At 34.1% G+C, this 24,772-nt stretch carries 25 protein-coding genes; 21 read left to right on the forward strand and 4 right to left on the reverse strand.

The genetic code is table 11. The annotated features are described in order from the left end of the window. Window positions 1-54 precede the first annotated feature (54 nt). Window positions 55-1,047 carry a biotin--[acetyl-CoA-carboxylase] ligase gene (locus AC1RPN_RS01230; protein ID WP_481760943.1) on the forward strand — a complete coding sequence of 331 codons (993 nt, stop codon included), beginning with the start codon at window positions 55-57 and terminating at the stop codon, window positions 1,045-1,047. Beyond that, complete coding sequence (locus tag AC1RPN_RS01235; RefSeq protein ID WP_481760942.1) at window positions 1,034-1,558, forward strand: biotin transporter BioY; 525 nt, start codon at window positions 1,034-1,036, stop codon at window positions 1,556-1,558. Before AC1RPN_RS01230 ends, AC1RPN_RS01235 begins: the two co-directional genes overlap by 14 nt. A 52-nt stretch (window positions 1,559-1,610) precedes the next feature. On the opposite strand, the gene AC1RPN_RS01240 is transcribed toward AC1RPN_RS01235, so the two are convergent. Further along, the gene (locus AC1RPN_RS01240; protein WP_481760941.1) at window positions 1,611-4,034 is read right to left on the reverse strand and encodes a Xaa-Pro dipeptidyl-peptidase; all 2,424 of its coding nucleotides are present in this window, start codon (window positions 4,032-4,034) and stop codon (window positions 1,611-1,613) included. 154 nt (window positions 4,035-4,188) lie between these two features. Here AC1RPN_RS01240 and AC1RPN_RS01245 point away from each other — a divergent pair, with 154 nt between their 5' ends. The 7 genes from AC1RPN_RS01245 to AC1RPN_RS01275 all read left to right on the forward strand — a co-directional run bounded on the left by AC1RPN_RS01245 (window position 4,189) and on the right by AC1RPN_RS01275 (window position 11,309). Beyond that, the gene (locus AC1RPN_RS01245; RefSeq protein WP_481760940.1) at window positions 4,189-5,790 is read left to right on the forward strand and encodes a peptide ABC transporter substrate-binding protein; all 1,602 of its coding nucleotides are present in this window, start codon (window positions 4,189-4,191) and stop codon (window positions 5,788-5,790) included. Window positions 5,791-5,923: 133 nt separating this feature from the next. After that, complete coding sequence (locus AC1RPN_RS01250) at window positions 5,924-7,027, forward strand: YibE/F family protein (protein ID WP_481760939.1); 1,104 nt, start codon at window positions 5,924-5,926, stop codon at window positions 7,025-7,027. Continuing rightward, complete coding sequence (locus AC1RPN_RS01255; RefSeq protein WP_481760938.1) at window positions 7,024-7,776, forward strand: YibE/F family protein; 753 nt, start codon at window positions 7,024-7,026, stop codon at window positions 7,774-7,776. Before AC1RPN_RS01250 ends, AC1RPN_RS01255 begins: the two co-directional genes overlap by 4 nt. Window positions 7,777-7,836: 60 nt before the next feature. Next, window positions 7,837-8,508, forward strand: coding sequence for an MIP/aquaporin family protein (locus AC1RPN_RS01260; RefSeq protein ID WP_481760937.1), 672 nt, complete (start codon window positions 7,837-7,839; stop codon window positions 8,506-8,508). A gap of 108 nt (window positions 8,509-8,616) precedes the next feature. After that, complete coding sequence (locus AC1RPN_RS01265) at window positions 8,617-9,792, forward strand: cation:proton antiporter (RefSeq protein ID WP_481760936.1); 1,176 nt, start codon at window positions 8,617-8,619, stop codon at window positions 9,790-9,792. A 133-nt stretch (window positions 9,793-9,925) separates the two neighbouring features. Further along, window positions 9,926-10,765 (forward strand): pyridoxamine kinase, encoded by an 840-nt coding sequence (locus tag AC1RPN_RS01270; RefSeq protein WP_481760935.1) that lies wholly within the window; start codon window positions 9,926-9,928, stop codon window positions 10,763-10,765. Between the two features lies 1 nt (window position 10,766). Beyond that, entirely contained in the window at window positions 10,767-11,309 is a 543-nt protein-coding gene (locus AC1RPN_RS01275; protein WP_481760934.1) for an ECF transporter S component, read from the forward strand. A 49-nt stretch (window positions 11,310-11,358) separates the two neighbouring features. On the opposite strand, the gene AC1RPN_RS01280 is transcribed toward AC1RPN_RS01275, so the two are convergent. Further along, window positions 11,359-11,538 (reverse strand): hypothetical protein, encoded by a 180-nt coding sequence (locus tag AC1RPN_RS01280; RefSeq protein ID WP_409021673.1) that lies wholly within the window; start codon window positions 11,536-11,538, stop codon window positions 11,359-11,361. Between the two features lie 174 nt (window positions 11,539-11,712). Between AC1RPN_RS01280 and AC1RPN_RS01285 the strand changes: the two genes are divergently transcribed. The 9 genes from AC1RPN_RS01285 to AC1RPN_RS01325 all read left to right on the forward strand — a co-directional run bounded on the left by AC1RPN_RS01285 (window position 11,713) and on the right by AC1RPN_RS01325 (window position 17,956). Beyond that, window positions 11,713-12,267, forward strand: a complete 555-nt coding sequence (locus AC1RPN_RS01285; protein ID WP_481760933.1) for a guanylate kinase — start codon at window positions 11,713-11,715, stop codon at window positions 12,265-12,267. 78 nt (window positions 12,268-12,345) lie between these two features. Beyond that, the gene (locus AC1RPN_RS01290; protein WP_409021670.1) at window positions 12,346-12,786 is read left to right on the forward strand and encodes a Fur family transcriptional regulator; all 441 of its coding nucleotides are present in this window, start codon (window positions 12,346-12,348) and stop codon (window positions 12,784-12,786) included. A gap of 69 nt (window positions 12,787-12,855) precedes the next feature. After that, a complete protein-coding gene (locus AC1RPN_RS01295; RefSeq protein ID WP_481760932.1) occupies window positions 12,856-13,350 on the forward strand; it encodes a hypothetical protein in 495 nt (164 codons plus the stop codon). 18 nt (window positions 13,351-13,368) lie between these two features. After that, window positions 13,369-14,181 (forward strand): DUF6681 family protein, encoded by an 813-nt coding sequence (locus tag AC1RPN_RS01300; RefSeq protein WP_481760931.1) that lies wholly within the window; start codon window positions 13,369-13,371, stop codon window positions 14,179-14,181. A gap of 151 nt (window positions 14,182-14,332) precedes the next feature. Beyond that, a complete protein-coding gene (locus tag AC1RPN_RS01305; RefSeq protein WP_409021667.1) occupies window positions 14,333-15,070 on the forward strand; it encodes an amino acid ABC transporter ATP-binding protein in 738 nt (245 codons plus the stop codon). A gap of 33 nt (window positions 15,071-15,103) precedes the next feature. Beyond that, window positions 15,104-15,931 carry a glutamate ABC transporter substrate-binding protein gene (locus tag AC1RPN_RS01310; RefSeq protein WP_481760930.1) on the forward strand — a complete coding sequence of 276 codons (828 nt, stop codon included), beginning with the start codon at window positions 15,104-15,106 and terminating at the stop codon, window positions 15,929-15,931. Continuing rightward, complete coding sequence (locus AC1RPN_RS01315) at window positions 15,928-16,566, forward strand: amino acid ABC transporter permease (protein WP_481760929.1); 639 nt, start codon at window positions 15,928-15,930, stop codon at window positions 16,564-16,566. Before AC1RPN_RS01310 ends, AC1RPN_RS01315 begins: the two co-directional genes overlap by 4 nt. 17 nt (window positions 16,567-16,583) lie before the next feature. After that, complete coding sequence (locus AC1RPN_RS01320; RefSeq protein ID WP_409021664.1) at window positions 16,584-17,237, forward strand: amino acid ABC transporter permease; 654 nt, start codon at window positions 16,584-16,586, stop codon at window positions 17,235-17,237. Between the two features lie 125 nt (window positions 17,238-17,362). Beyond that, window positions 17,363-17,956 carry an NADPH-dependent FMN reductase gene (locus AC1RPN_RS01325; RefSeq protein WP_481760928.1) on the forward strand — a complete coding sequence of 198 codons (594 nt, stop codon included), beginning with the start codon at window positions 17,363-17,365 and terminating at the stop codon, window positions 17,954-17,956. Window positions 17,957-18,009: 53 nt separating this feature from the next. On the opposite strand, the gene AC1RPN_RS01330 is transcribed toward AC1RPN_RS01325, so the two are convergent. After that, entirely contained in the window at window positions 18,010-19,347 is a 1,338-nt protein-coding gene (locus tag AC1RPN_RS01330; RefSeq protein WP_481761139.1) for an APC family permease, read from the reverse strand. A gap of 146 nt (window positions 19,348-19,493) precedes the next feature. Continuing rightward, window positions 19,494-20,765: a GTPase HflX gene (gene hflX, locus AC1RPN_RS01335; RefSeq protein ID WP_481760927.1), complete on the reverse strand. Its 1,272-nt coding sequence runs from the start codon at window positions 20,763-20,765 to the stop codon at window positions 19,494-19,496. A gap of 299 nt (window positions 20,766-21,064) precedes the next feature. Here hflX and AC1RPN_RS01340 point away from each other — a divergent pair, with 299 nt between their 5' ends. From AC1RPN_RS01340 to opp3C, 3 genes are all read left to right on the forward strand, one after another. Further along, window positions 21,065-22,708, forward strand: a complete 1,644-nt coding sequence (locus AC1RPN_RS01340) for a peptide ABC transporter substrate-binding protein (RefSeq protein ID WP_481760926.1) — start codon at window positions 21,065-21,067, stop codon at window positions 22,706-22,708. Between the two features lie 99 nt (window positions 22,709-22,807). Further along, entirely contained in the window at window positions 22,808-23,737 is a 930-nt protein-coding gene (gene opp3b / locus AC1RPN_RS01345) for an oligopeptide ABC transporter permease (protein WP_409021660.1), read from the forward strand. A gap of 2 nt (window positions 23,738-23,739) precedes the next feature. Beyond that, a complete protein-coding gene (gene opp3C, locus AC1RPN_RS01350) occupies window positions 23,740-24,765 on the forward strand; it encodes an oligopeptide ABC transporter permease (RefSeq protein ID WP_481760925.1) in 1,026 nt (341 codons plus the stop codon). Window positions 24,766-24,772: the final 7 nt, after the last annotated feature.

Consider the following 24,772-nt stretch of genomic DNA (forward strand, 5'->3'; position numbering starts at 1 on the left):
TGAGTTAGCTTAAAGTTATGTTAACTAATAAAATTAAAAGGTTAACGGTGTAAAATGAAAACTAAAGACAGTATTCTAAAAATATTAGCTGGACAACAAGATACTATTATTTCGGGAGAACTATTGGCTGAAAAACTTGGCGTTTCGAGAACTGCTATTTGGATGGCTATTAAGAGTTTACAAGAGCAGGGTTTTGACATTAAGACGATTCCACAAAAAGGATATAGTCTAAATGATGGTAATCAGTTGAACGCACAACTAATTCAATCTTATTTAACAACTGACATGATGCAAATTGAATTATTTGATGAAGTGACATCTACCAATGTATTGGCGAAAGAGCGTTCAAGCCAGCCCGATATACAGGGTCCACTGTTAATAGTGGCCAATAGTCAAACAGCAGGATATGGTCGATTTGGTCGAACATTTGAATCACCAGAAGAGACTGGGATTTATATCAGTTATTTATTGAGAATTGATCAACCTATCAAAGATGTTGGTCAGCTAACGACAGCAACTGCCATGGCGGTTAGTTATGCTTTAGAAAATAAATTGAAAATTCAACCACAAATAAAGTGGGTGAATGATATTTATTATCAAAATAAAAAAGTCTGCGGGATTTTAACGGAGGCTGTCACAGATTTTGAAACGCAGCAAGTGACAAGCTTAGTTATAGGGATTGGGCTAGATTTTAAAACAGACCTTAAAAAATTATCTCCAGAGTTACAAGATAAAGTGGGTTCATTAATTGATGAATCGAATAATGTCACACGGAATGAGTTGATTGCTGAAATTACCAATCAATTTATCCAAATCTATCAGAATTACCAAAATGGTGACTTCATGAATGATTATCGTAAACGGTCACTAGTTATTGGACAGACAGTTACTTTAAAAAGTGGTCATCAAGAAATTATTGGTACAGTTGAAACAATTAAAGATGATGGACAGTTGGTATTGAGAGATAAAAATGGGCAAATAACGACTTATATGGCTGGTGAAATTACAAAGGTGAATGTGGAAGGCTTAACAAATGGGACAAAATAAACAGTTAAAACAATTAATTATAGCAGCAGAGTTAGCAGCCGTTTTGGGTGTTTTATCCCAGTTAACCATTCCATTGGGGCCAATCCCGTTAACGTTACAAACCATTTTTATCGGATTATTATCGAGTTTGAGACCGGTTCAAGAAGGATTAAAAGCGGTGGGCATTTATCTCCTATTAGGATTAATAGGAATCCCAGTTTTTGCTGGATTTCATTCGGGACTTTTTTCTTTAATTGGACCAACAGGTGGTTATTTATTTGGTTTTTTAGCCTATATTATCTTAACGGGGCTGTTTTTAAAATGGTATGGTAATGGTCGTTGGCAGTTGTACATGGGGAATTTATTAGGTGCTAGTGTGCAATTAGTTTTAGGAGCAATCTGGTTAATGGTTTACCAACAAACCTCGATGCAACAAGCATTTTTAATAGGTATTTTACCATTTTTGATTGTTGGATTTATTAAAGTTATTTTTGTGTGCGAATTGTCTCATTACTTAATACGTAGATATTGATAAATAAAAAAAGAAAATCATCAATAATTTTTTTGATGATTTTCTTTTTTATTTAGAATAATGATACTGTACTAACAGATTGATAAGGAATTTTAAGACGCGAATTAGCTAAGTTAATAGTATAACTATCTGAATCGTTATTTCGTAAAGTCATCCCAAAATCTGTTGCGTAAATGATTAATTCAATCTGATGACCTTCCTTAATGTGATAGGCAGTTGGTTGTAAATCAAAATCTACTGTGTTGAAAGTTCCTGGAAGGACAGAATCATTTTGATAACGATTTGTCCTATTTTGTAAATTGATATGACCTTTGGAAATCATTTTCCAAGGAGTTTTTGTGGGATTTTTAGTAAATTCAACCAAATCATCTTCACGCCAATGAAATCCCATATCTAAAGATTTTCGTTTGAGAATGGATGGCACGGGGGTGAGTCTATTTTCTTCACCATAATCGATAAGCATGCAACTAATGAGCCCTTTTGTTTGTAGTGCTGCAACAGACAATTTTATGTGAGCAGAACCGGAAATAAACAGCGGTTCTGTTAATGGTTCTGAGATTAATTGGATTCTATTTTTAGCCATTTCTGTTTCTTTAGTTGAAACTAAAGCTTGATTCCAAAGATGATTATCTCTGACGTAGTTGTTAAAAAGGTCAGTTGGTAAGTTATCTTTGAAAGTAGCAAATTGGTGAGCATCTGATGTGACTGATTGTGTTAATTTATTTTGTTGGAAATGATAGGATTGGGTAGGAGAATCCGGGTCTGCCCAATCATCATAAGTGTGCCACGTTTCAGCTTCTAGGTTATCTTGTATGGTGACATTGGGAATAAGTGTCTCAGCACCATTTTCGATATTATAAAGTTGATTTGATAACCATAAATTCATCATATCAGTGAAATCTAATGAGCGAAAGTTATTGATATAGATATGTTTACCTTGGTGTAAGAATAATTTTTTAACAATAGGTAAAGGACGTAATGCTTGCCAAAGTTGTTCAACTTGGCGAGGTTTGACGTTCCAATCATTTAAACCATGGACCATAACAATATTTGCTTTGATATTTTTAGTTTGGTTTAAATAATTACGTTCATCCCAAAATTTATTGTAATTACCAGATGCACGGTCTTGTCCTATAGATAATCGATTCATAACTTTGTCAAAGTAGTCTTGAATATTAGCGTAGTCGGCGGCATCTTTTTGGCGACTTAAACAAAGCGCAGCTAAAACATCTGCATCTTCACCTTGGCAAGCTTCAGGCGCGACGACTAGTCCATTTTCACGATAATAATCATACCAACTTGAAATAGCGGCTTCAGAAATGATTGTTTTTAAGCCGGATACACCAGTTGTTGCAGCTGCAGTAGCAAGCGTACCAAGGTAAGATTTACCAGTCATAGCAACGTTACCATTACTCCAAGTGGCTTTAATTGATCGATTATCGAGTTTATTTGTGAATGCTTGCCGATGTCCCGTTAGCCATTCAATAATGGCGACGGTTGATACCGTTTCTTCAACACTCCCACAAGTACGAATACCATCTGATTCTCGAGTACCAATACCAGCTGCATAGACGATTGCAAATCCTCTAGCTAGCATGTAATCGTTGAATGTATACGAAGATTCACGGCTAAAGGTTTGCTCAGTTTCTGTTGATTCTGAGAGGATTGATCGTGGTTCGGGTAAGTTGGATTTCTGATAGTTATAGGTGATATCAGATTCAGTTAATTCAGTAACTGGTTTTTCGGTAAGCGGGATATCAACGTTGCGCATTAATTCAGAATCATCATTTGTGCCTTGATTGTAAGGACTTGCTGTATAAAGAATAGGTACTTTTAGTCCGGATGTAACTAGTGGTCTTAAAATTTCTGTTTTTAATAAATCACGTTGACCATCTTGGTCAGTATCTAATGGGGCTTCAACGTAGACGACTTCACGAATCAGTTTAGTTGTATCAAAAACAGGTTGCGCTTTTCCATTGAAAAATAAAGGTTTCGCATCTTTATAAAATGAAACAAAGTACCCTTTATTTGCTAGTGTATCTGTGAAGACTTGGCCATTTTTGGTATGTGTTGTCAGTAAGAGATACCATGCGGACCAAAAATCATTAACGGATTCAATAATTTCAATAGAAGGTAACTGAATTTTAGCCATTGCCGTAAATGGGTCATCAATTTTGAAATCGACATCGACTTCAAATTCTAGTAACTGTAATGCAACATTATAAAAGATAACAGGTGTTAATTCCTTTTTTGTAGTAAAAAATTCATAAACAGAAATGGATTCTGTCGCTAATAAGGACATCATTTTTTGTTGTTTCGCACCGATTGTTTGATAGTCGATGAGAATTTTATTGAGTAATTGTTCAAATAAATGTGTAGGATTGGTTTCGGAGGCTATATACAAATTAATAGCTTTAAGTTCTTTTATTTGTGTCTCAAAAGTAGGTGTATAGTTAGCAAATTGATTATTTTTCATAAGTCAAAAACTTCCTTTCAGAATTGAGTAAGACACTGGGTTAAGTATAGCTTAAATGTAAAGTTGGTTGAAATGATACGTCTTTATTGACAAAAAATAAGTAACTAGGTAAAGTTAATCACATTAAGGTAACTAAAAAAGGAGAGTGTCTAAAGTGAGAAGGAAAATTGCGGTAGTTTTAAGTATCATGTTTATAGGGGTGCTAGCTGCTTGTTCAAAAACAGCGACGAAAGACGATAACATATTAAAAGTGGCTGTAACTGATCAATTAGGCACTTTAGATTCTACTAAATACAGTGATACATTTAGTGTTGAAGCAATACAAAACGTTTATGAAGGATTGTATACGTATAATCAAAAAAATAAACCAGTGTTAGCTGCAGCAAAAAGTGTGACGGTTAACAAAGCAAAAACAGTTTACACCTATAAATTAAGAGCTGAGAACTGGTCAAATGGGACTCCTGTTACAGCAAATGACTTTGTTTACGCTTGGCAAAAACTAGCAAATCCTAAAACAGCATCACCTAATTCACAACGAATTGATATTATTAAAAATGGGTTTGCTATCCGAAATGGCAAGATGGCCGTTGATAAGTTAGGTGTTAAAGCGCTGAATAAAACAACATTAGAAGTTACTCTGGCACAACCAATTAGCTATTTACCAGAAGTATTAACGGGTGCACCATTTGTACCTCAAAATGAAGCTTACGTTAAAAAACAAGGTAGTCAATATGCAACGGATTCACAACATATGATTGTGAATGGTCCTTATAAATTAACTGATTGGGAAGGAACTAATAACAAATGGTCATATGTTAAAAATACCAGTTATTGGAACGCTAAATCAGTTAAGTTAGCTAAAGTTGACGTTCAAGTTGTTAAAGATGGTGCAACTGCTGGCAAGTTATATCAAACAGGGAAGATTGATTTCTCAATGTTAGCAAATGATTATGTTAAACAATATAAGAATGAAAAAGGGTTCGCAACACGTAAAACACCAATGATTGGTTATTTAGGTTTTAATACTAAGCGTGAGGCAACTGGTAATAAACATATTCGTAAAGCAATTGCGCTAGGATTTAATAAAAAATTATTAGCTAGCAAAATTCTTAATGATGGTTCATCTGCATTAAATGGAATCGTCCCAGCTAAATTTGTGTCAAATCCGATTAATGGGGAAGATTACCGTAAAGAAGCAGGAGACTTGCTTGCTTTTAATAAAAAAGAAGCTAAAGCAGAATGGGAAAAAGGACTTAAAGAGATCGGTAAGAAGGACTTAACAATTGAAATATTGGGTTCTGATACGCCAGAAGCTAAACAAGTGATTGAATACTTGCAAGCGCAGTTAGAGAGTAACTTACCTGGATTAAAAATTAACGCACGTAATATTCCAATTAAATCGCGATTAGCAGCAACAACGGCTTACCAATTTGATATCGTTTATGGGACATGGACACCAGATTATGCTGATCCAATTAACTTTATTAATGATGGTGGCGCTTATCATTTAAATACCGATTACAAAAATGCACAATATTTAAAAGATATCGATCAGTCTAAAAATGAATTTGCAACAAATCCAACGAAACGTTGGAATAGCTTGATTGATGCTGAAAAGCAATTGGTCGAAGAAGATGCTTATACAGTACCTGTTTTCCAAGGTGCAATGGCCTACTTATTGAACCCAGATGCATCCGGATTACACATTAACCCATATGGAACGACATTATTTTATCGTGACATGTCTATTAAGTAGATAATAGTTAGCTGTTTCAAAGCTTTATAAAGTTAAAATAAGATAGATTAAAGTCTGGCCTTTGGTCGGACTTTTTTTGTTGTAAAATGTTAAACTGGTGGAAGTGTATTAATAATAAATGAGGTGTGAACCCATGAAAAAGTTACTTCAGAAGAACATTATTTTAATTCTAACGATTATTATCGGTGGCATACTCGTAATAGGTGTTAAATTTGATCAAGCACTGTATTCAGATACGATTGTTAAAATAACACAGGTTAAGGATGAAAAAACTGAAAAAGTAACAGATGAATTTGAAAATAAAGATACACAGACTAAACAAAAATTATTTGGAACTGTGATGAATGGTAAGTATAAAGGGCAAAAAATAAGACTACCAAATACATATTCTTCATCTCGCGCAAATGATCAAAAATACCAGAAAAATGATCAAGTATTTGTAACGATTAATCCTCATAAAAGTGGATTAACTGGTATTATTGATGGGTTCAAACGAGATGTCGTCGTGGCCATATTAATTTGGATTGCCGTTAGTATGCTGGTAGGATTTATGCAGTTTAGTGGCATGATTGCTGTATTAAGTATCGTCTTAAATATGATTATTTTCTTTTTAGCCATTAAATTTGAAATATTCGTTAATATTACGAACTTCTTTTGGATTTTCGCAGGTATTGCTCTAATATTTGCAGTACTGACCTTGAGTTTGGTAATTGGCTTTAATCGACAGATGCTGGTCACGTTATTGGCAACTTTGACGGGAACTAGTTTATCGTTAATCATTAGTGTCATTATTTTAAAACTGACAAATGATCAAGGGATGCATTACGAAGCTCTATCTTATGCAACGCAAGCGCCAAAGGAACTATTCCTTGCTGCCACACTACTAGGTTCTCTAGGGGCTGTCATGGATGAATCGACAGATATCGTTGCAACACTATTTCAATTAAAAAAAGAACAACCAACTATTTCATCGAAAGAACTTTTTAAATCTGGACGTGAGGTTGGACAATCGATTATGGGACCATTAATTAACGTCTTATTCTTAATTTTTATTGCTGACATTTTCCCACTTGCCGTTTTGTACTTTAGAACGACCAATACAATTGGCTATACTTTTTCATGGACCATGGCTTTAGGAGTTGTCCAAACATTAATCAGCGGTATTGGGATTGTCATTGCGATACCTGTCGCAAGTTTTTTTGCAAGTCGATTAATCAAAGGGGATGACACATTATGATTACAATTGGTTGGTTAAGTGCCATTTTATTTGTCTTAATGGTCATTGTTGGAGGAATGAATGGTGTTCGTTCATTTTTAAGCTTATTTTTTAATTTTATCATGTTATTTTTTACGATTATTTTAATTACGGGAGGATTTCCGCCGGTAGCAGTGACCCTAATTAATGGCATTATTATTTTAGCTATTACGATTTTTCTTGGTGATGATAATGTGCAAGTTACTGAAACTGCTTTTTATGCTTCGTTAATTGTTCTGGTTATTCTCGTTCTTTTGATTATTCCAGTTGAACATTTTGCTGCAGTTCAAGGTTTTGGTGCAGAAGATAGTGAAGAAATAGAAGCATTTTCGTTATTAGTAGGCGCTAATTTTATGCAAATAGCGATTTCAACAGCTATTTTTAGTACTTTAGGCGCAATTGCTGAAGGTGCGATTGCAATTTCGGCTGGCTTAAATGAGATTATTGAACAAACACCAACAATTGATTTAAAAAAGTTATACGCAGCTGGTATTAGTATTGGTAAACATATTATTGGAACAACGTTTAATACACTATTTTTTGGTTTCTTTGGTGGCTTTTTAGCGCTATTTATTTTATTAGTACAGACGCATGCTACATTCGCAGATATTATAAATGATAAAATTTTTGTTGCAGAATTAATAATGATTTTATTTTCTATTATAGGTGTTATTCTAGCGGTTCCAATTACAGCATGGGTTTTAATTCAAAAATTAAAAATAAAAAAATAATTGAAATGAGTTTATGGTTATGTGTATAATTAAGAGATACTAATATAGGGGGATTTAAAATTGAATTATAAAAATTATATTGCTGAATTTATCGGCACATTTTTCTTGGTATTATTTGGTACAGGGGCAGTTACGTTAGGTAACGGTAGCCCACTTGTTATTGCACTTGCATTTGGTTTAGCTATTACATTGATGGTTTATGCTATTGGACCTGTTTCAGGTGCACACATCAATCCTGCTGTTTCATTAGCAATGTACATCAACAAGCGCATGTCATTGACTGATATGGTTGCTTACTGGGTTAGTCAAATCTTAGGTGCGATTGTAGCATCTAGCGTGGTTAAGATGATTATTTCATCAATGACAGATACATCAAAAGTTGCTGATGGTTTTGGTTCAAATAGTTATGCAACAATTCCTGGTGGTATGGCATTTTTCGTTGAAGCCTTATTCGCATTCTTATTCATCTTTATTATTTTGATGGTTACGAGTGAAAAATTTGGTAACAGTAATATTGCTGGCTTTGTGATTGGTTTAACATTAACAGTACTTATCTTTGTTGGTTTACCACTTACAGGGGTTTCAGTTAACCCTGCTCGTAGTATTGGACCTGCACTTTATGCCGGTGGCGATGCACTTTCACAACTTTGGGTATTTATTCTTGCACCATTAGTTGGTGGTGCTATTGCAGCATTCGCAGCAAAATATATTTTTAACAGTGAAGAAGCTTAATTTAATTAAGTGAATCATAAGCAGTGAATTCCGAGAGGGAATTTGCTGCTTTTTATTTTTAATGTATGTTATGGTTAATATAGATAGTGACAAGTGAGAGGAGAAATAATGGCATTTTTAGGAACGATTTGTTTAGTATTAGTGGCAACATCAATTGCGGGTCATGTCAGCACACGAATTGGTGTTCCTAGTGTTATCGGGCAATTATTAGTTGGTGTTTTACTTGGACCAGCAATGTTGAATTGGGTCCATTCAGATCATTTATTTGCGATGTTCGCAGAAATTGGTGTGATTATTTTAATGTTTATGGCGGGATTAGAAAGTGATTTAGATCTACTTAAAAAGTATTTAAAACCGGCCTTATCAGTTGCGACTTTAGGTGTTGTCTTCCCTATCTTAGTTGTCTATTACTTTGGTCGAATTTATAATTTTGGATTTGAATCGGCTTTATTTTTAGGTGTTATCTTTGCGGCAACGTCAGTTAGTATTTCCGTCGAAGTCTTGAAAGAATTAAAACGATTAGATTCAAAAGAAGGTGCAACAATCCTAGGTGCGGCCGTTGTGGATGATATCTTAGCTGTTGTTATTTTAAGTGTATTAGTTAGTGTATTTGGTAATATTACAAGTACCGGTGATAGCGCACAAGCTAACATTTGGATTGGCTTCTTATTAGAATTTGTTTACTTCATTGGTATTTTAATCCTATTCAAGTGGGTGGCGCCTTTCTTGATGAGATTAAGTGAACGATTATTAGTTGGCTCATCGATTACGATTATGTCACTGGTTATCTGTCTAGGTATGGCCTACTTAGCTGACTTAGTGGGGTTAAGTGCTGTTGTTGGTGCCTTTTTTGCAGGAATTGCAGTGGCACAAACACCGTATAAAAAAGAAATTGATGCCAATATTGAACCAATTGGTTATGCAGTCTTTATTCCAATGTTTTTCACGAGTATTGGATTAAGCATGTCATTTGATGGATTTATGAAAAATATTTGGTTTATCGTTATTTTAACGATTTTGGCCGTCCTCACAAAATTACTAGGTGGTGGATTAGGTGCTAGGTTACTTGGATTTGATTTAAATAGTGCATATGTAATCGGTGCGGGGATGATTTCTCGTGGCGAAATGGCTTTGATTATTGTCCAAATTGGGTATACCGCACACTTGTTGTCGACGGAATACTATTCGGCAGTTATCATGGTAATTATTATTTCAACTATCGTAGCACCGTTTATGTTAAAACATGCGATTGGTCGACAAAATAAAATTGAATTGAAGAAATAGTTGAACTGTTGAGGAACTAGCCTAGTGCTAATTTTTCAACAGTTTTTTATTTTTAAATGGTTACTAAATATCGCTATTCTGGCGTATTCATTTTATAATGAATTAAATAACTTCAAATGAAGAAGGTGGAATAATGAAACAATTATTGATTGCACAAGATTTATCTAGTGTTGGTGGTGTTTCATTAGGGATTGCGGTTCCTGTTTTAGCTAGTTATCAACAACGGACGACAATATTGCCAACAATGTTATTAAGTAGTCATACAGGTGGATTTGGAGTACCAATGAAGGTAGACATCTCACCATTTATAAAAGCTTTTGAAGAACACTGGGCAACTATTCCAGTTCAATTTACGGGCGCATATTTGGGCTATCTAGGGACGGCAGAAAGTATTAAAATGATGGGGATTCTACTAGATAGGTTATCTGATGATAAAGCACTCACCGTTATTGATCCAGTTATGGCTGATCACGGCACGTTATATTCAGGACTGACAAACGACTATGTAGAAGAATTAAGCATGTTATGTTTAACGCAAGCAGATTTAATTTTACCCAATTTAACAGAGGCTTACTTATTGGCAGACTGTAATTATCAGGAAAATCCTAGCGAGGCAGAAATTAAAAAGTTACTAACACGTTTATTAAAGAAATTAAATTTAAAAGCGGTTATAATTACAGGAGTTACAAACCAGAAAAATCAAATTGGTGTTGTTTTTCTAACAAAAGAAGGCGAATCAGGTTGGGTATTAAAAGAACAACGTGAGAATCATTATTTTGGGACAGGAGACTTGCTAGCAAGCTGCGTAGTGGGTGAGTTAATGAATGGTCATTCACTAAGGGAAGCATTGGAATTTGCAGTAGAAGTAACATGGAAAGCGATGAGTAATTCTGATAATGAAGGACTTGATCAAAGGTTAGGGGTTAATTTTATGAGTATTTTACCCGATATTAACGATAGAATGGAAAAATAAAATGAGAAATGAAAGATTAAGAAGCATTATTTTAGCGGGATTATTTGCGGCAATTATTTATATAGGTATCTCAGTTTTTAGAATACCAATCCCAGCTATGGTGGGAAAACCATTTATTCATTTCGGTAATTCACTAGCAGCATTGGCCGTGATTTTTTTAGGGTTTAGTTATGGCACAATTGCAGGAGCGATTGGTCTGGGATTATTTGATATTTTGAATGGTTATGCAGATACGTCATATTTTACTGTACTAGAAGTAGTGGTTATTGCATTACTAATTACGGTTGTTACGAAAGGATTAAAAAATTATCATGGTAAATATTGGATTATCATTATTGCTGCAACGGCAGGAATTGGTAAAATAGGAACATCATATTTAGTTTCGATTGGTGAAGCAATGATTAAAGGTGTTAGTTTTAATGTCGCCGCTGTTCAGGCGTTTTTAAGTTTACCTGCAACTGTTGTTAATTCAATCTCGACAATTATCATTGTTAGTTTATTATACGTACCCATTAAGCGATTGATGGTAAGGTTTAATCGGTAAAAAAGTCCAAATAAAAAAGGGTTGATGTGCGTGAGCTCACATTTACCCTCTATACAAATTGTCCAGATTGAACATATTTCATTTCTGTTGATAAGTTGGAAACGGCTGTTTCGATTGTTACCCCAGAACCTGAAATGGCTGGATTATTTTTTGAACTAGCAATAAAGATTTGTTTTTCAGTGTCTAAAGAAATCGTATACCAGTTTTTACTAAATGTTCCAAATTTCATAAGTGTGTATCCTCCGTATTTCTATATCTTACTACCATGAAAGCGCATTCTACTTTCTTTAGTAGAAGCTTAGTATAGTACGTACATAAAATGAATGCAAGTCATTTGTTTTATATTAACCAAAAATTTTTTAAATAATATGAAGAAGTCTAAAAACGATAAAGGGATGATTTAATGCAAAAACGAATATTCGTGATCACGGGTGCTCCGGGAACAGGTAAAACGACGATTAGAGACTATCTAACCAAGCAATTTGATGCCAAAAAGGTGATTACTCACACAACTAGGCAACCAAGAGTTAATGAAAAAAATGGTCGCGATTATTATTTTGAATCCGATGAAACTTTTTTTAATTTTCATTATTTAGAACATGTTGAGTATGATCGCCATTACTATGGTTCATCAAGAGAAGCGATAGATGCTGCTTGGTCAGAGGCAAAAAATGCGACAATTGTACTCGATACGGCAGGTGCCATCACGTATTCAAAAGAATTACCAAAAGAAACAGTTGTCTTATATTTGTCTGTATCGGATAATCAGATATTACAAGATCGGTTAATTAAACGGGGAGATACGATTCGAAATCGAAGTTTACGCTTAGATTCTGGTGAAGCAAAACGAGACATGAAACTTCCAGCAGATCTTGAAGGTATAGCACATGTCATTATTAATGACGATTTAGTTGACGCAAAGAAACAGATTGATCAGTTAATTCAATCATTAGGTTAAGAGTGATTGCTTTTTTTAGTTGATATGGTATTCTTCTTAAAGAGTAACCATTATTATTTAGAAATGGAGATAAGCCTTTTGACTGAATTAATTGATGATGCATTGCATATACTAAAAGAAAATAAATATAAAATTACGAAACAAAGAAAAAGTTTATTAACGTATTTAAGTCAGTATGAGGAAGCTTATGTTGACGTTACAGTTGTGGATGACTATATGAGAAATAAATATCCAGGGATGAGTCATAATACAATTTATCGAAATATCAAAGAATTTAAAGAAATGGGTCTTGTTGAGCAACGGATGAATGGTGAACGAGCCTGTGTAAAATATCAATGTGATTTTAGTCACAAACATCACCATCATTTTATTTGTACTTCTTGTAGTAAGGTGGTTGAACTTGATAGCTGTCCGCTAGATTATTTTGTAAAACAGTTACCAGGTTACAAAATAGAAGAACATAAATTTGAATTACATGGGATTTGTGATGAATGCCAAAAAAAATTATCGAAAAATTAAGTTTATCTTCGAATAAACTTCAATAACAAATGGTTTAATGGAAAAAGTACAAAATTGGAGTGAGAGTTAATGGCATATAGAACGCCACCATTTATAACACCTTTTGCAATTGTTTCTATCGTACTTGCATTGGGCGCAACTAACGTTGTTGTTAACAAAACAACGAATACAAACGAAGGAGCAACAGTTTCTTCAGTAGCTTCATCACCGTCGGAAACTAAACCTAAAGTAGACGATAATTCGAGTTCCAAAGAAGTAAGTTCATCTTCTGAGACGAGTTCTTCTGATTCGTCCTCTTCATCAGAAAGTTCAAAAGATGAGTCTAGTAGTTCAAGTGCTGCCGATGAAACATCAAACAAATCAGCAAGTACAAGTGCCGATAATACAACGGATGATAAGAGCGCGGAAACAAGTACCGATGACACAACTGATACAAGTACAGATACTGATACAAATGCGGATAAAGCTAGCTCGGCAACAAGCACAAGTAGTAGCGTGAAGAATACTAAAACGGTAACGACTGACAAAGCCAAAGCCAGTGCAGAAACGACAAATACAGACTAAGGATTAGGAGGTAAATAAATGTTTAGTTTACTAGATTTAGCAAACCATTATTTAGGGTTTATTAATGTTAATTTAAAATTAAAAAATAGAATTTATACTGTTTTAGGCTTTCTTGGTAATTGGTATTTATTGTATATCGCATCACGATATTTCATAAATGGTTATTATGTTAGAGGTAGTTTGTTTATTCTTGCTTTTTTTGTTTTATTATATTTTATTGTTTTAAATGTTATTCATTATTTTACAAATAAAACAACTAAATTTGATCCTTCACCGAAAATTGAAAAATTGTTGGGCGGACCGCCTAAGGAAGAAATTGAAGGAGATAAACGTCGCCGAATGCAACCAGGTTATGTTCAAACGAATGGCCTATTTGATTCTAAAATGCTGATGCCAGCGACACTTAGGACAAATAGAAACGAAAAAGTAAGTATTCAAAAAATTGCTGATCAAATGAAGCAAGTTAAGTATTCAGATTTTGATTATGATGGATTGTCAGATGATGCTATTATAAAAGAAATTCAGAAAACAGGAAAACCAGTGTCAGAGTTAGCACAGCCCGTTGCTTTTCCATTTTTTGAATTAAAAATAGAAGACGAAAAAATGAATGTTTACGCTGGAATGAATCAGATTGATAAACAATTGATTGGTCGCCTAACCCATGTTGGTTTATCTGATATTGAAACGGCTAAAGAACAATATGATATTTACTTAGCAACAGCAACTATTTATGGTGGTAATCAGAAGGTTGCTGGTCGATCATCAGTTATTGAAGAATCACATAAATTTCACGTTAAAGTTCAAATTGCCTATAAAGAAAAAGAAAATTAGTAAAAAAGTGATAGCAAATAACTACATTGCTATCACTTTTTTTGTGATTATATGGTACATTTAAAAAAGACTGCAATTAAACATCCATTTGGTAGTATAATTAAAGTATCACAAAAAAGAATAAAAGAGTTAAGAGAAGGGGATTGAGAGTATGGCAATGATCGAATTTAAAAATGTGGAGAAATATTACGATAAATTTCACGCATTGAAGAATATCAATTTAAAAGTTGAAGCAGGCGAAGTCGTCGTTATTATCGGGCCATCTGGTTCTGGAAAAAGTACATTAATCAGAACTATCAATGGTTTAGAGCAAGTTAACGAGGGGCAACTATTAGTTGATAATTTTGATTTAGCAGATAAGAAAACGAATATTGATAAAATCAGAAAAAATGTTGGGATGGTATTTCAACATTTTAACTTGTACGAAAACAAAACTGTTTTAGAAAATATTATGCTTGCACCACGTTTAGTTTTAAAACGGGATGAAGCTGAAAATAAAAAAATCGCAATGGATTTATTAAAAACAGTTGGACTTGATGATAAAGCACAATCATATCCTAGAATGTTATCAGGTGGACAATCGCAAAGAATTGCCATTGCCCGTAGTCTAGCTATGAAACCTAAGGCGCTATTATTTGATGAACCAACTTCTGCATTAGATCCTGAAACAATTGACGATGTTTTAAAAGTTATGAAAGATATCGCTAAAAATGATGGGATCACAATGATTGTTGTAACTCATGAAATGGGCTTTGCTCGTGAAGTAGCCGATCGTGTTATTTTCATGGCTGATGGTCAAATTCTTGAGGATGATACAACAGTAGAATTTTTCGACAATCCAAAAGAAGAACGTGCAAAAAAATTCTTGAGTAAAATTATTAAACATTAAGGAGCTCAAGACTGTGAGAGTGGGGATTAAAATATGAAACAATTAAGAAAAATTAGCTTATTGTTTATGAGTATAGCTATGGTATTAGTTATTGCAGGCTGTGGAGCGCAAAGTAAAGCCAACATTGCAACAACAGCTAAAGAAACAAAAACAATTAACTGGGGTGTTAAAGCAGATACGAAGTTATTTGGTTTAATGAACATCAAAACCGGTGAAATCCAAGGATTTGATATTGATATTGCTAAGGCAGTGACAAAAAAAATCTTAGGTAAAGATGGTAAAGCTAATTTTGTTCAGGTAACAAGTAAAACAAGAATTCCACTTTTGAAAAATGGAAATATTGATGCAATTATTGCGACGATGTCCATTTCTAAAGATCGTGAAAAACAAGTTGATTTTTCTAACTCTTATTTTGCTGCCGGACAAGCTATTTTAGTTAAAAGAACAAGCTCAATTAAATCCGTAAAAGATTTGAATAAAGACGGTATGGTTGTTTTAGGTGTTAAGGGTTCAACTTCAGTTATTAACATGAAGAAGTATGCACCTAAAGCAGAAGTGCTGGAACTAGATGATTATGCGCAAGCATTAACCGCACTAAAATCTGGTCAAGGTGATGCTTTAACAACTGATAATGGTATTTTATATGGGATGGTTAAAGAGAATTCTGATTTTGCTGTTGTTGGTGGTACTTTTACGCATGAACCTTACGGAATTGCGATTGATAAAGGCCAAGGTGAATTTAAGAATGAAGTTAATAAGGCTTTAGCTGAAATGCGTGCCGATGGCTCGTATGAAAAATTATTAAACAAATGGTTTGGCGATATTCCAGGATTTAGTGTGAAGGAGGCGAGTCAACAATGATTACGATTTTTACAGAACATTGGCAAGCCTTATTAACAGGACTTGGCTATACATTGTGTTCAAGTGTACTCGCATTATTTTTTAGTTTAATTATAGGTTCGTTCTTTGCAATTTTGGAAGAAATGCCATATCGAATTTTAAAAATTATTGCACGTATCTATATTGAAATATTTAGAAATATTCCGTTATTGGTTGTTGCAATGTTTTTCTACGTTGTGGTACCTATGTACGTTACGAATATCAACGGATTTACAGCTGGAACAATCGGACTAACGATTTACACATCTGCCTTTATTGCAGAAACAGTTCGTGCTGGGATTAGAGCTGTTGATCCTGGACAAATGGAAGGTGCTCGCTCAAACGGGTTAACATTCATGCAATCGATGTTTCATATTATTTTACCCCAGGCATTTAAATATGTGATTCCACCTTTGGGTAATCAGTTCATTAATTTGGTAAAAAACTCTTCAGTTTTAGCCTTCGTTGCTGGATTTGATTTAATGTACCAAGGTGATATTATCGCATCAACAACATTTGATACAATCAACACGTACATTATCGTTGGGGTGTTATATTTAATTATCACGATGCCATTAAGTTATTACATGAGACATTTAGAAAAGAAATTAAGTTAAAGGGGGTCTAGAAAAATATGTCAGATTTTATTGCAGCATATAGTTGGGAAAATATTCGCTACTTACTACAAGGATTATTAGTAACAATCGAAGTTTCAGTTATTTCAATTATTTTCAGTTTTATAATTGGCGCTATTCTAGGCCTAACACGATATATTAAAGTAAAACGTTTATCTGCTATAGTTGGTTTTATAATTGATTTAATTCGAAATTTACCATTACTTTTAATCTTATTTTTCGTTTATTTTGGCTTAGCAAATGTTGGTATTCGGTTATCAATTTTCTGGTCAGCAACGTTAGCGATGACCGTTTTCGAATCAGCAATGTTAGCTGAAATCATTCGAAGTGGTATTCAAGCTGTTGAACCCGGACAAATGGAAGGTGCTCGCGCAAATGGTCTAACTTATTGGCAAGGTCTGCGTGTGATTGTCTTACCACAAGCTTTAAAGAAAATGATTCCACCATTGGTTAGTCAATTTATCTCATTAATTAAAGATACGTCATTGGCTACTATCATTGTTTTACCAGAGTTACTGTATCATGCACAATTAGTATACGGTCAAAATACTAATTATGTTATTCCAATGTTCGTCGCTTTAGCAGTGATGTACTTCGTCGTTTGTTATGCACTATCATTGGTTTCAAGATACTTAGAAAGACGCTTAGCGTAGACAATAAAATAAAAATGGTTGTTGAAATCTATATAGATTTTAGCAACCATTTTTATTAGTTAGTAGAATCGGCATAAAATGACGGTTTGTTTGATTGAAAAATAAATTAGAAAGAAGATGATGTCATGGTGAAAATTGCTGTTATTCTAGGGAGTTCAAGAGAGAATTCTATTGGTAAAAGGGTCATTAAGTATATTGAAGGAGTAGCAAAAAATCAGGATAATGTTGAATTTTCATTTCTAAAATTAAGTGACTATCAGTTAACCTTCTTCCACGAAAAATTGGCACCTATGCAAAATGAAAATCGACAACTACCTGAAAATGAAGCACGATGGATAGCGGATGTAGCTGCGGCAGATGGCTTTATTATCTTAACGCCTGAATATAATCATGCTATTCCAGCCGTTTTGAAAAATGCAATCGATTATTTGGCTTTTGAAGGGCAACGTAAACCAGTTAAGATTGTGGGCTACTCAGATAACATGCGCGGTGCACAATTTGCAACAGCTGAATTAGTACCTATTTTGAATCGATTAGGATTTATCACGTTGCCTACGCCAACATTATTGGGAATAGTTGATCAAACATTTAATGAAGATGGACAACTAAATAACGATGCTAAGTTAACAGATTATACAAAAAATAAAATTGCTCAGACTTTGCAAGAAATTAAATTTTATACACAACTTTTTGTGAATAATCCTTTTCCCGGAAAATGATGAATTAAAAATAAAAATGTGTAATGACAATAGCTGTCATTACACATTTTTTATTATAGATCTTTATTTTTATGTGTTTCGTATAAATAAACCGGGATACCAAGTGCAACAATTGTAAATGAAATTAAAACACCTACAATATCTGATTGAACTTCGCTAACTAAAACGAAGGCTGCACCTAAGATAGCAACAATAGGTGTTATGGGGAACAATGGAACTGAGAAAACACGTTTTAAATCTGTTCCTTTATTCCGACGGCGTAAGATAAAGAGGCCGACGAAAGTCATAACATAAAAGCAATAAACTGTAAAAATACAAATTTCAGATAAGCGATCAGCATCAAAAAATAAAATCATAATCGCTGCAATACTTAAAGCCACACATGTTGCAATAACAGGTGAATGTGATTTTGGATGTAAATAAGATATTTCTTTATGGAAAGGTAATTGTTTGTTCTTACCCATTGCCCACATAATTCGAGGGAATGTCATGATTTTACCGTTCATACAACCAAGAATAGAAATAATGACACCGATATTCATAATTTTTCCACCAAGTTGGCCAAAGGCAATCTTAGCAAATTGTGGTGTTGCATTTTCGCCTAGTTGATGGATTTGACTAGCAGGCATGACACGCATAATACTGAACGAAACAAGAATATAAATAAGAAGAACAATTGAAATTCCTAAAACAATAGCTCTAGGTAATGTCTTTTTAGGATTTTTAATTTCATCACCCATATTAGCAATCAGAATCCAACCATCATAAGCAAATAAAGTAGCTAGTATACCAACACCAAAATTATTTGTAGAGTGACTGACAGTTGCAACAGATTGGCCAAGTGCATTTGCATTGCCAAAAAATAAACCAAAAATAATAATAGCAGCAATAGGGAATAATTTACAAATAGTTGTAATAATCTGGAATGAAGCACCATAACGATTTGATAGCATATTTAGGAAGCCAATAGAAATGACTGCAATTAATGCGATTAAATGAGAATAACCAGCTGGAATACTAAAGAAATCTACTATTAAAATAGCAAGGTACGCGCCTAACGCAGCAATCATAGCTGGTCCATACACGATAACTTGCATCCAACCAGCTAAGAAACCCCAAATTTTACCGTAAATTTTTTCCATGTAGATATATAATCCACCGGTTTCTGGAATTTGAGATCCAATTTCAGCAACAGTTAGTCCAGCGGTTAAGGTTATGATACCACCACATAGCCATGCGAGCAGGGCATTTGTAGTAGAGCCGGTGTAGTCAAGTACCGAAGCTTGTTTAAAGAAGATACCAGAACCAATAACAGTTCCGATTACGATTGATAATGCTGACCATAGACCTAACGATCTGTTAAGTCCAACTGCTGGTTTTTTTTCCAAAATTGAATCCTCCTTTTCTAAAATGAATAGTTGCATTTTAGCATAACAGCGGGAATCATGCAATAAACTAGATATGATTATGACGACAAAAAAGAGTGCGTGAATCGGCTATTTCAGACCGATTCACGCACTCTTTTTATAGAATTATTTTAAACGATGTAATCTTGCAATTGGGTTGCAATAGTTTTTGTTGCATCAATCTTTAATTTTGTACCTGATTCTTCATAATCTGTTTCTAAGATAGTTGCCTTTTCATTGATTAAATCAACAAGTTGACCTTTATCAAATGGGATAAGAACAGTCATAATTTCGTTATCTTTAAAGACATTCTTTTTAATGATATCTACTAATTGATTAAGTGATTTTTCATCACGCGCACTATAAGTGAATTTATCATCTGAGAAAGTAGGATAATCAATATTTGCTAAATCAGCTTTATTATAGGCATAAATCATCGGAATGTTTTCGACGCCAATAGCTTTTAATGTATCTTCAGTTGTTTGAATCATTTCCTCAGCATGTTTATCAGCCACGTCAATCACTTGGATAAGTAAATCAGCTTGTGCAGCTTCAGCCAAGGTTGTACGGAAAGCTTTTACTAATTGGTGAGGCAATTTGCTGACAAAACCAACAGTATCGCTCAATAAAATTTGTTTTTTATCTTCAAATTGAATATTACGGACACTTGTATCTAATGTAGCAAACAACATATTCTTTTCAAAAACTTGTTTGTCATCATCTTGTCCGATTAGACGAAGCAAGCCGTTCATTGTCGTTGATTTACCTGAATTAGTATAACCAACTAATGCAACAGTCGGAATACCAGATTTATCACGTTGTTTACGTCTAGTAGATTCTTCTTTGTCCATTTCAGCAAGATCTTTTTTAATGTGGTTAATCCGATTTTCAATCACACGACGATCTAATTCAATCTTCGTTTCGCCAGCACCACGGTTAGCGAGTCCACCACCAGATTGTTGATCTAGTTTATCTTGCATCCCTCTTAAACGAGGTAACTGATATTGAAGTTGAGCCATTTGAACTTGGAGTTTTGCTTCGCGTGATTGTGCTCTTGAAGCAAAAATAGCTAAAATCAGGCCTGTACGATCCATAACTTCCATACCTGATGCAGCTTCAAGGTTACGAATTTGAGTTGGTGATAATTCGTCGTTTACAACTAAAATTTTCACACCTTGTGCTTCACTTTCAGTCTTGAATTCTTCAGCTTTACCTTTACCAAAGTAAAGGGCAGCAGTTGGTCGATCTAATTTCTGACGAATGTCTTCAACAGCATGCATGTTGTTAGCTTCGACTAATGCAGCTAATTCAGACATTGTATAATCTAAATTTTCACGTTGTTTTTCGATACCAGCAATGAAAACGTCAATAACTGGTATTTCTGTAGAATAAGTTTCTTTCATGAGAACCTCCTCGTGGAACTTAATTAATAGGTTAAGTATAACATTTATTCAAAAAAATATTCGAACATCAAAATAAGTTAACTGAATTAAATGAGAATTAATGAATAAAAATGGCCAAACTCTCATTTTAACAACGTGCAAATGTTATGAGTTGAATATTTTATATAGTTAAACGGCTTTTTTAAAGGCGCTTGAATCTCTTTTTAATTAAATTAGAGTTTAATGTTGATTTTAATCTTTTTCTAATGTAAGATAAACCTACGTTAAGAAAAGGTAAATAAAAAAGGAGAGGTCATATTATGAAGTTAAAGTCAGTTTTGAAATTAAGTGGTGTGCTAGCATTGTCTGTCATTGTCTTGGCAGCGTGTGGATCTAAATCTTCATCTTCAGATAGTAAAGAACTCGCTGATAAACAGGTTATTAATTGGTCTGAAACAGCTGAATTACCATCGATGGATTTATCGACAGCAACGGATACAGTTAGCTTTAACATGTTGAACAATACTAATGAAGGTTTATACAGAATTGGTAAGAACAGTAAAGTGTCAAATGCACTTGCAACTAAAACAACCGTTTCAAAAGATGGCATGACTTATACATTTAAACTTCGTGATTCAAAATGGAGCAACGGAGACGATGTAACGGCTAAAGATTTTGTTTATTCATGGCAACGGACCGTTAATCCTAAGACAGCTTCACAATATGGTTACCTCTTCTCAGGGATTAAAAATTATGATGCAATCAGCGCGGGTAAGATGGCGCCATCAACATTGGGAATCAAAGCAACTGACAAACATACATTAGTTGTAACACTTGATAAAAAAGTACCATATTTCAAATTATTGATGGGCTTCCCAACGTTCTATCCACAAAATCAAAAAGTTGTTGAAAAGTATGGTTCTAAATATGGCACACAAAGCAAATACATGGTTTACAATGGTCCATTTACATTAAATGATTGGACAGGAACTAACTTAACTTGGGACCTAAAGAAAAATGACACTTATTGGGATAAAAAAGCAGTTAAGCTAACACAAATGAATTTCCAAGTTTCTAAAGATAATACAACAAGCTATAATTTATACCAAAGTCAAAAATTAGATATGACGAATTTATCTGCTGAACAAGCTAAAACATTGAAAACAGATAAAGACTATATCACACGTAAACAAGCATCAACGTTCTACTTACAATACAATCAAAAGAATAAATTATTTAATAACCAAAAGATTCGTCAAGCTATTTCATTAGTTATCAACAGAAAACAATTTGTTGATAAAATTTTAGGGGATGGCTCAACTGTTGCGACAGGTTTAGTATCATCAGGTCTTGCTTCAAATCCTAAAACAGGCGAAGATTTTGCAAAAGAATCAACCGTTAAATCAACTGCAAATACAGACATTGCAAAAGCAAAAGAATTATGGAAAGCAGGATTAAAAGAAGTTGGTGTTACAAAAGCTAGTTTCTCACTTCTAAGTGATGATACTGATAAAGCTAAGAAAACAAATGAATTTTTACAAAATGCGATTGAAGATAACTTAGATGGTGCGGATGTAACATTAACAAATATCCCATTCAAATCACGTTTAGCAAAATCAACTAGTGGTGATTTCGATATTGTTGTTACAGCATGGGGTGCTGATTTCTCAGACCCAATCTCATTCTTAGATTTATTTACTTCAGATAATTCACAAAATGCAGGTAAATGGAAAAATAGTGAATATGATGCATTGATTAAAGCTTCAAAAACAACAGATGCAAGTAATGCAGATAAACGTTGGGATGATTTAGTTAAGGCTGAAAAAATCTTGATGAAAGATCAAGGAATTGCACCTCTTTACCAAATGGCTCAAGCTCAATTATTAAGATCAACAGTTAAAGGTGTTATCTACAATGGAGCTGGTATCAATTACAATTTCAAAGATGCTTATGTTACTAAATAATTAATTAACGTGTTAAAATTTAACAAGTGAGAGTTAGCTACCACGGCTAATTCTGACTTGTTTTAATTACATAATAAAGCAAAAGTGAGGGTCAGAATTATGGGTAAATACCTAGTTAAACGAATTTTTTATATGCTACTGACGTTGTTTTTAGTCGCAACCATTACCTTCTTTTTAATGAAGTTAATGCCTGGATCACCTTATGCGAATCAGCAAAAAATGACAACTGAGCAATTACAGATTATGAATGAACAATATGGATTGAATAAACCCGTATGGCAACAATATCTCATTTACTTAGTGGGATTAGTTAAGGGTGATTTAGGAACGTCATTCCAATACAGTAATCAACCTGTGTCATACCTAATTTCAAGCCGTATTGGACCATCCGGACAACTTGGATTACAAGCTATCATCTTCGGAATAGTTATTGGAATTGTGATTGGTGCCATTGGTGCGATTAACAAAAATACTTGGATTGATACTTCTTCAACAATTTTATCAATCTTAGGTATCTCAATTCCTTCTTTCGTCTTAGCTGTTTTATTACAGTATTACGTAGGATTAAAGTTAGGCTGGTTACCAATTGCTGATTGGGGCGGATTCAGTTACACGATTCTACCGACAATTGCTTTAGGGGTTGGCCCACTGGCGGAGACGGCCAGGTTCATTCGAACCGAGATGGTGGATGTCCTAAGCAGTGATTACATTGAACTGGCTAAGGCTAAAGGATTAACAAAGTTTGGCGTTGTATTCCACCATGCTTTACGTAATAGTTTAATTCCTTTAGTAACATTAATCGGCCCTTATACGGTTGCATTAATGACTGGTTCAATGGTTGTTGAAAATATATTCTCAATTCCTGGAATTGGTGAACAATTCGTAAAATCAATTTTGACAAATGATTTCCCCACAATCATGGGTGTTACAATGCTTTATTCAGCTGGACTAGTAGTTGTTATCTTATTAACAGATATCATTTACGGTATTATTGACCCAAGAATTCGATTAACTGGAAGGAGAAATTAACGATGGCAGATAAAATTGACCTACCAGTAGATGCATTTGAACCGTTAGATAAAAATAACGCTATTGATAATGAAAAAATTGCTGCACCGTCGTTGACTTTCGTTCAGGATGCTTGGCGTCGGTTGAAGAAAAATAAAGGGGCTTTTATCTCACTTTGGGTCCTGGTTGCAATTTTTATTTTGGCATTTGGATCCCCCATTTTAGCACCACATAGTGCAACAGAACAAAATGTTGAGTATACAAATTTACCACCTAAAATTCCTGGTGTACCAATAGATGGATTAAATGGAAAGTTAAAAACATCATCAGGTAGCTGGTATGATGCTTATGAACAAAATAGTATTCCAAAAGATAAATACTTTATTTTAGGAACGGATGTTTTTGGACGTGATTTGTTATCAAGAATTATGTATGGAACTAAGATTTCCTTAATCGTGGCACTAGTTGCTGCATTAGTCGATTTAGGAGTCGGTGTTGCTTATGGAATCTTGTCCGGTTGGCGTGGCGGACGTGTTGATACATTCATGCAGCGAATCATCGAAATTATTTCATCGGTACCTAACTTGGTCGTTATTGTTTTAATGTTATTGGTTTTCAAACCAGGTTTAACATCAATTATTTTAGCAATTGCAGTGACTGGTTGGACAACGATGGCTCGATTAGTTCGGGCACAAACGTTGAAATTAAAAGATCAAGAATATATTCTTGCAGCTCGAACTTTAGGCGAGTCACCCGTAAAAATTGCAGTGAAACATTTACTACCTAACTTATCGAGTGTGATTATTATTCAAACAATGTTTACAATTCCTAGTGCTATTTTCTTCGAAGCTTTCTTAAGTTTCATCGGAATTGGGATTAGTGCTCCTCAAGCTTCACTTGGGTCATTATTGAATGATGGTCAAAAGAATTTCCAGTTTTTACCATACCAAATGTGGTATCCAGCAATTGTTTTATGTATTATCATGGTTGCCTTCAACTTATTAGGTGATGGACTCCGTGATGCCTTTGATCCAAAAACGAAAGAGTAGGTGTTGA

It is taken from the genome of Dellaglioa sp. CoH-57-MRSF-20, from assembly GCF_056781955.1.

Coding starts and splice junctions, on each gene's coding strand:
- AC1RPN_RS01230 (WP_481760943.1), top strand. CDS start 55: ATGAAAACTAAAGACAGTATTCTAAAAATATTAGCTGGACAACAAGAT.
- AC1RPN_RS01235 (WP_481760942.1), top strand. CDS start 1,034: ATGGGACAAAATAAACAGTTAAAACAATTAATTATAGCAGCAGAGTTA.
- AC1RPN_RS01240 (WP_481760941.1), bottom strand. CDS start 4,034: ATGAAAAATAATCAATTTGCTAACTATACACCTACTTTTGAGACACAA.
- AC1RPN_RS01250 (WP_481760939.1), top strand. CDS start 5,924: ATGAAAAAGTTACTTCAGAAGAACATTATTTTAATTCTAACGATTATT.
- AC1RPN_RS01255 (WP_481760938.1), top strand. CDS start 7,024: ATGATTACAATTGGTTGGTTAAGTGCCATTTTATTTGTCTTAATGGTC.
- AC1RPN_RS01265 (WP_481760936.1), top strand. CDS start 8,617: ATGGCATTTTTAGGAACGATTTGTTTAGTATTAGTGGCAACATCAATT.
- AC1RPN_RS01270 (WP_481760935.1), top strand. CDS start 9,926: ATGAAACAATTATTGATTGCACAAGATTTATCTAGTGTTGGTGGTGTT.
- AC1RPN_RS01275 (WP_481760934.1), top strand. CDS start 10,767: ATGAGAAATGAAAGATTAAGAAGCATTATTTTAGCGGGATTATTTGCG.
- AC1RPN_RS01280 (WP_409021673.1), bottom strand. CDS start 11,538: ATGAAATTTGGAACATTTAGTAAAAACTGGTATACGATTTCTTTAGAC.
- AC1RPN_RS01285 (WP_481760933.1), top strand. CDS start 11,713: ATGCAAAAACGAATATTCGTGATCACGGGTGCTCCGGGAACAGGTAAA.
- AC1RPN_RS01295 (WP_481760932.1), top strand. CDS start 12,856: ATGGCATATAGAACGCCACCATTTATAACACCTTTTGCAATTGTTTCT.
- AC1RPN_RS01300 (WP_481760931.1), top strand. CDS start 13,369: ATGTTTAGTTTACTAGATTTAGCAAACCATTATTTAGGGTTTATTAAT.
- AC1RPN_RS01305 (WP_409021667.1), top strand. CDS start 14,333: ATGGCAATGATCGAATTTAAAAATGTGGAGAAATATTACGATAAATTT.
- AC1RPN_RS01310 (WP_481760930.1), top strand. CDS start 15,104: ATGAAACAATTAAGAAAAATTAGCTTATTGTTTATGAGTATAGCTATG.
- AC1RPN_RS01315 (WP_481760929.1), top strand. CDS start 15,928: ATGATTACGATTTTTACAGAACATTGGCAAGCCTTATTAACAGGACTT.
- AC1RPN_RS01320 (WP_409021664.1), top strand. CDS start 16,584: ATGTCAGATTTTATTGCAGCATATAGTTGGGAAAATATTCGCTACTTA.
- AC1RPN_RS01325 (WP_481760928.1), top strand. CDS start 17,363: ATGGTGAAAATTGCTGTTATTCTAGGGAGTTCAAGAGAGAATTCTATT.
- hflX (WP_481760927.1), bottom strand. CDS start 20,765: ATGAAAGAAACTTATTCTACAGAAATACCAGTTATTGACGTTTTCATT.
- AC1RPN_RS01340 (WP_481760926.1), top strand. CDS start 21,065: ATGAAGTTAAAGTCAGTTTTGAAATTAAGTGGTGTGCTAGCATTGTCT.
- opp3b (WP_409021660.1), top strand. CDS start 22,808: ATGGGTAAATACCTAGTTAAACGAATTTTTTATATGCTACTGACGTTG.
- opp3C (WP_481760925.1), top strand. CDS start 23,740: ATGGCAGATAAAATTGACCTACCAGTAGATGCATTTGAACCGTTAGAT.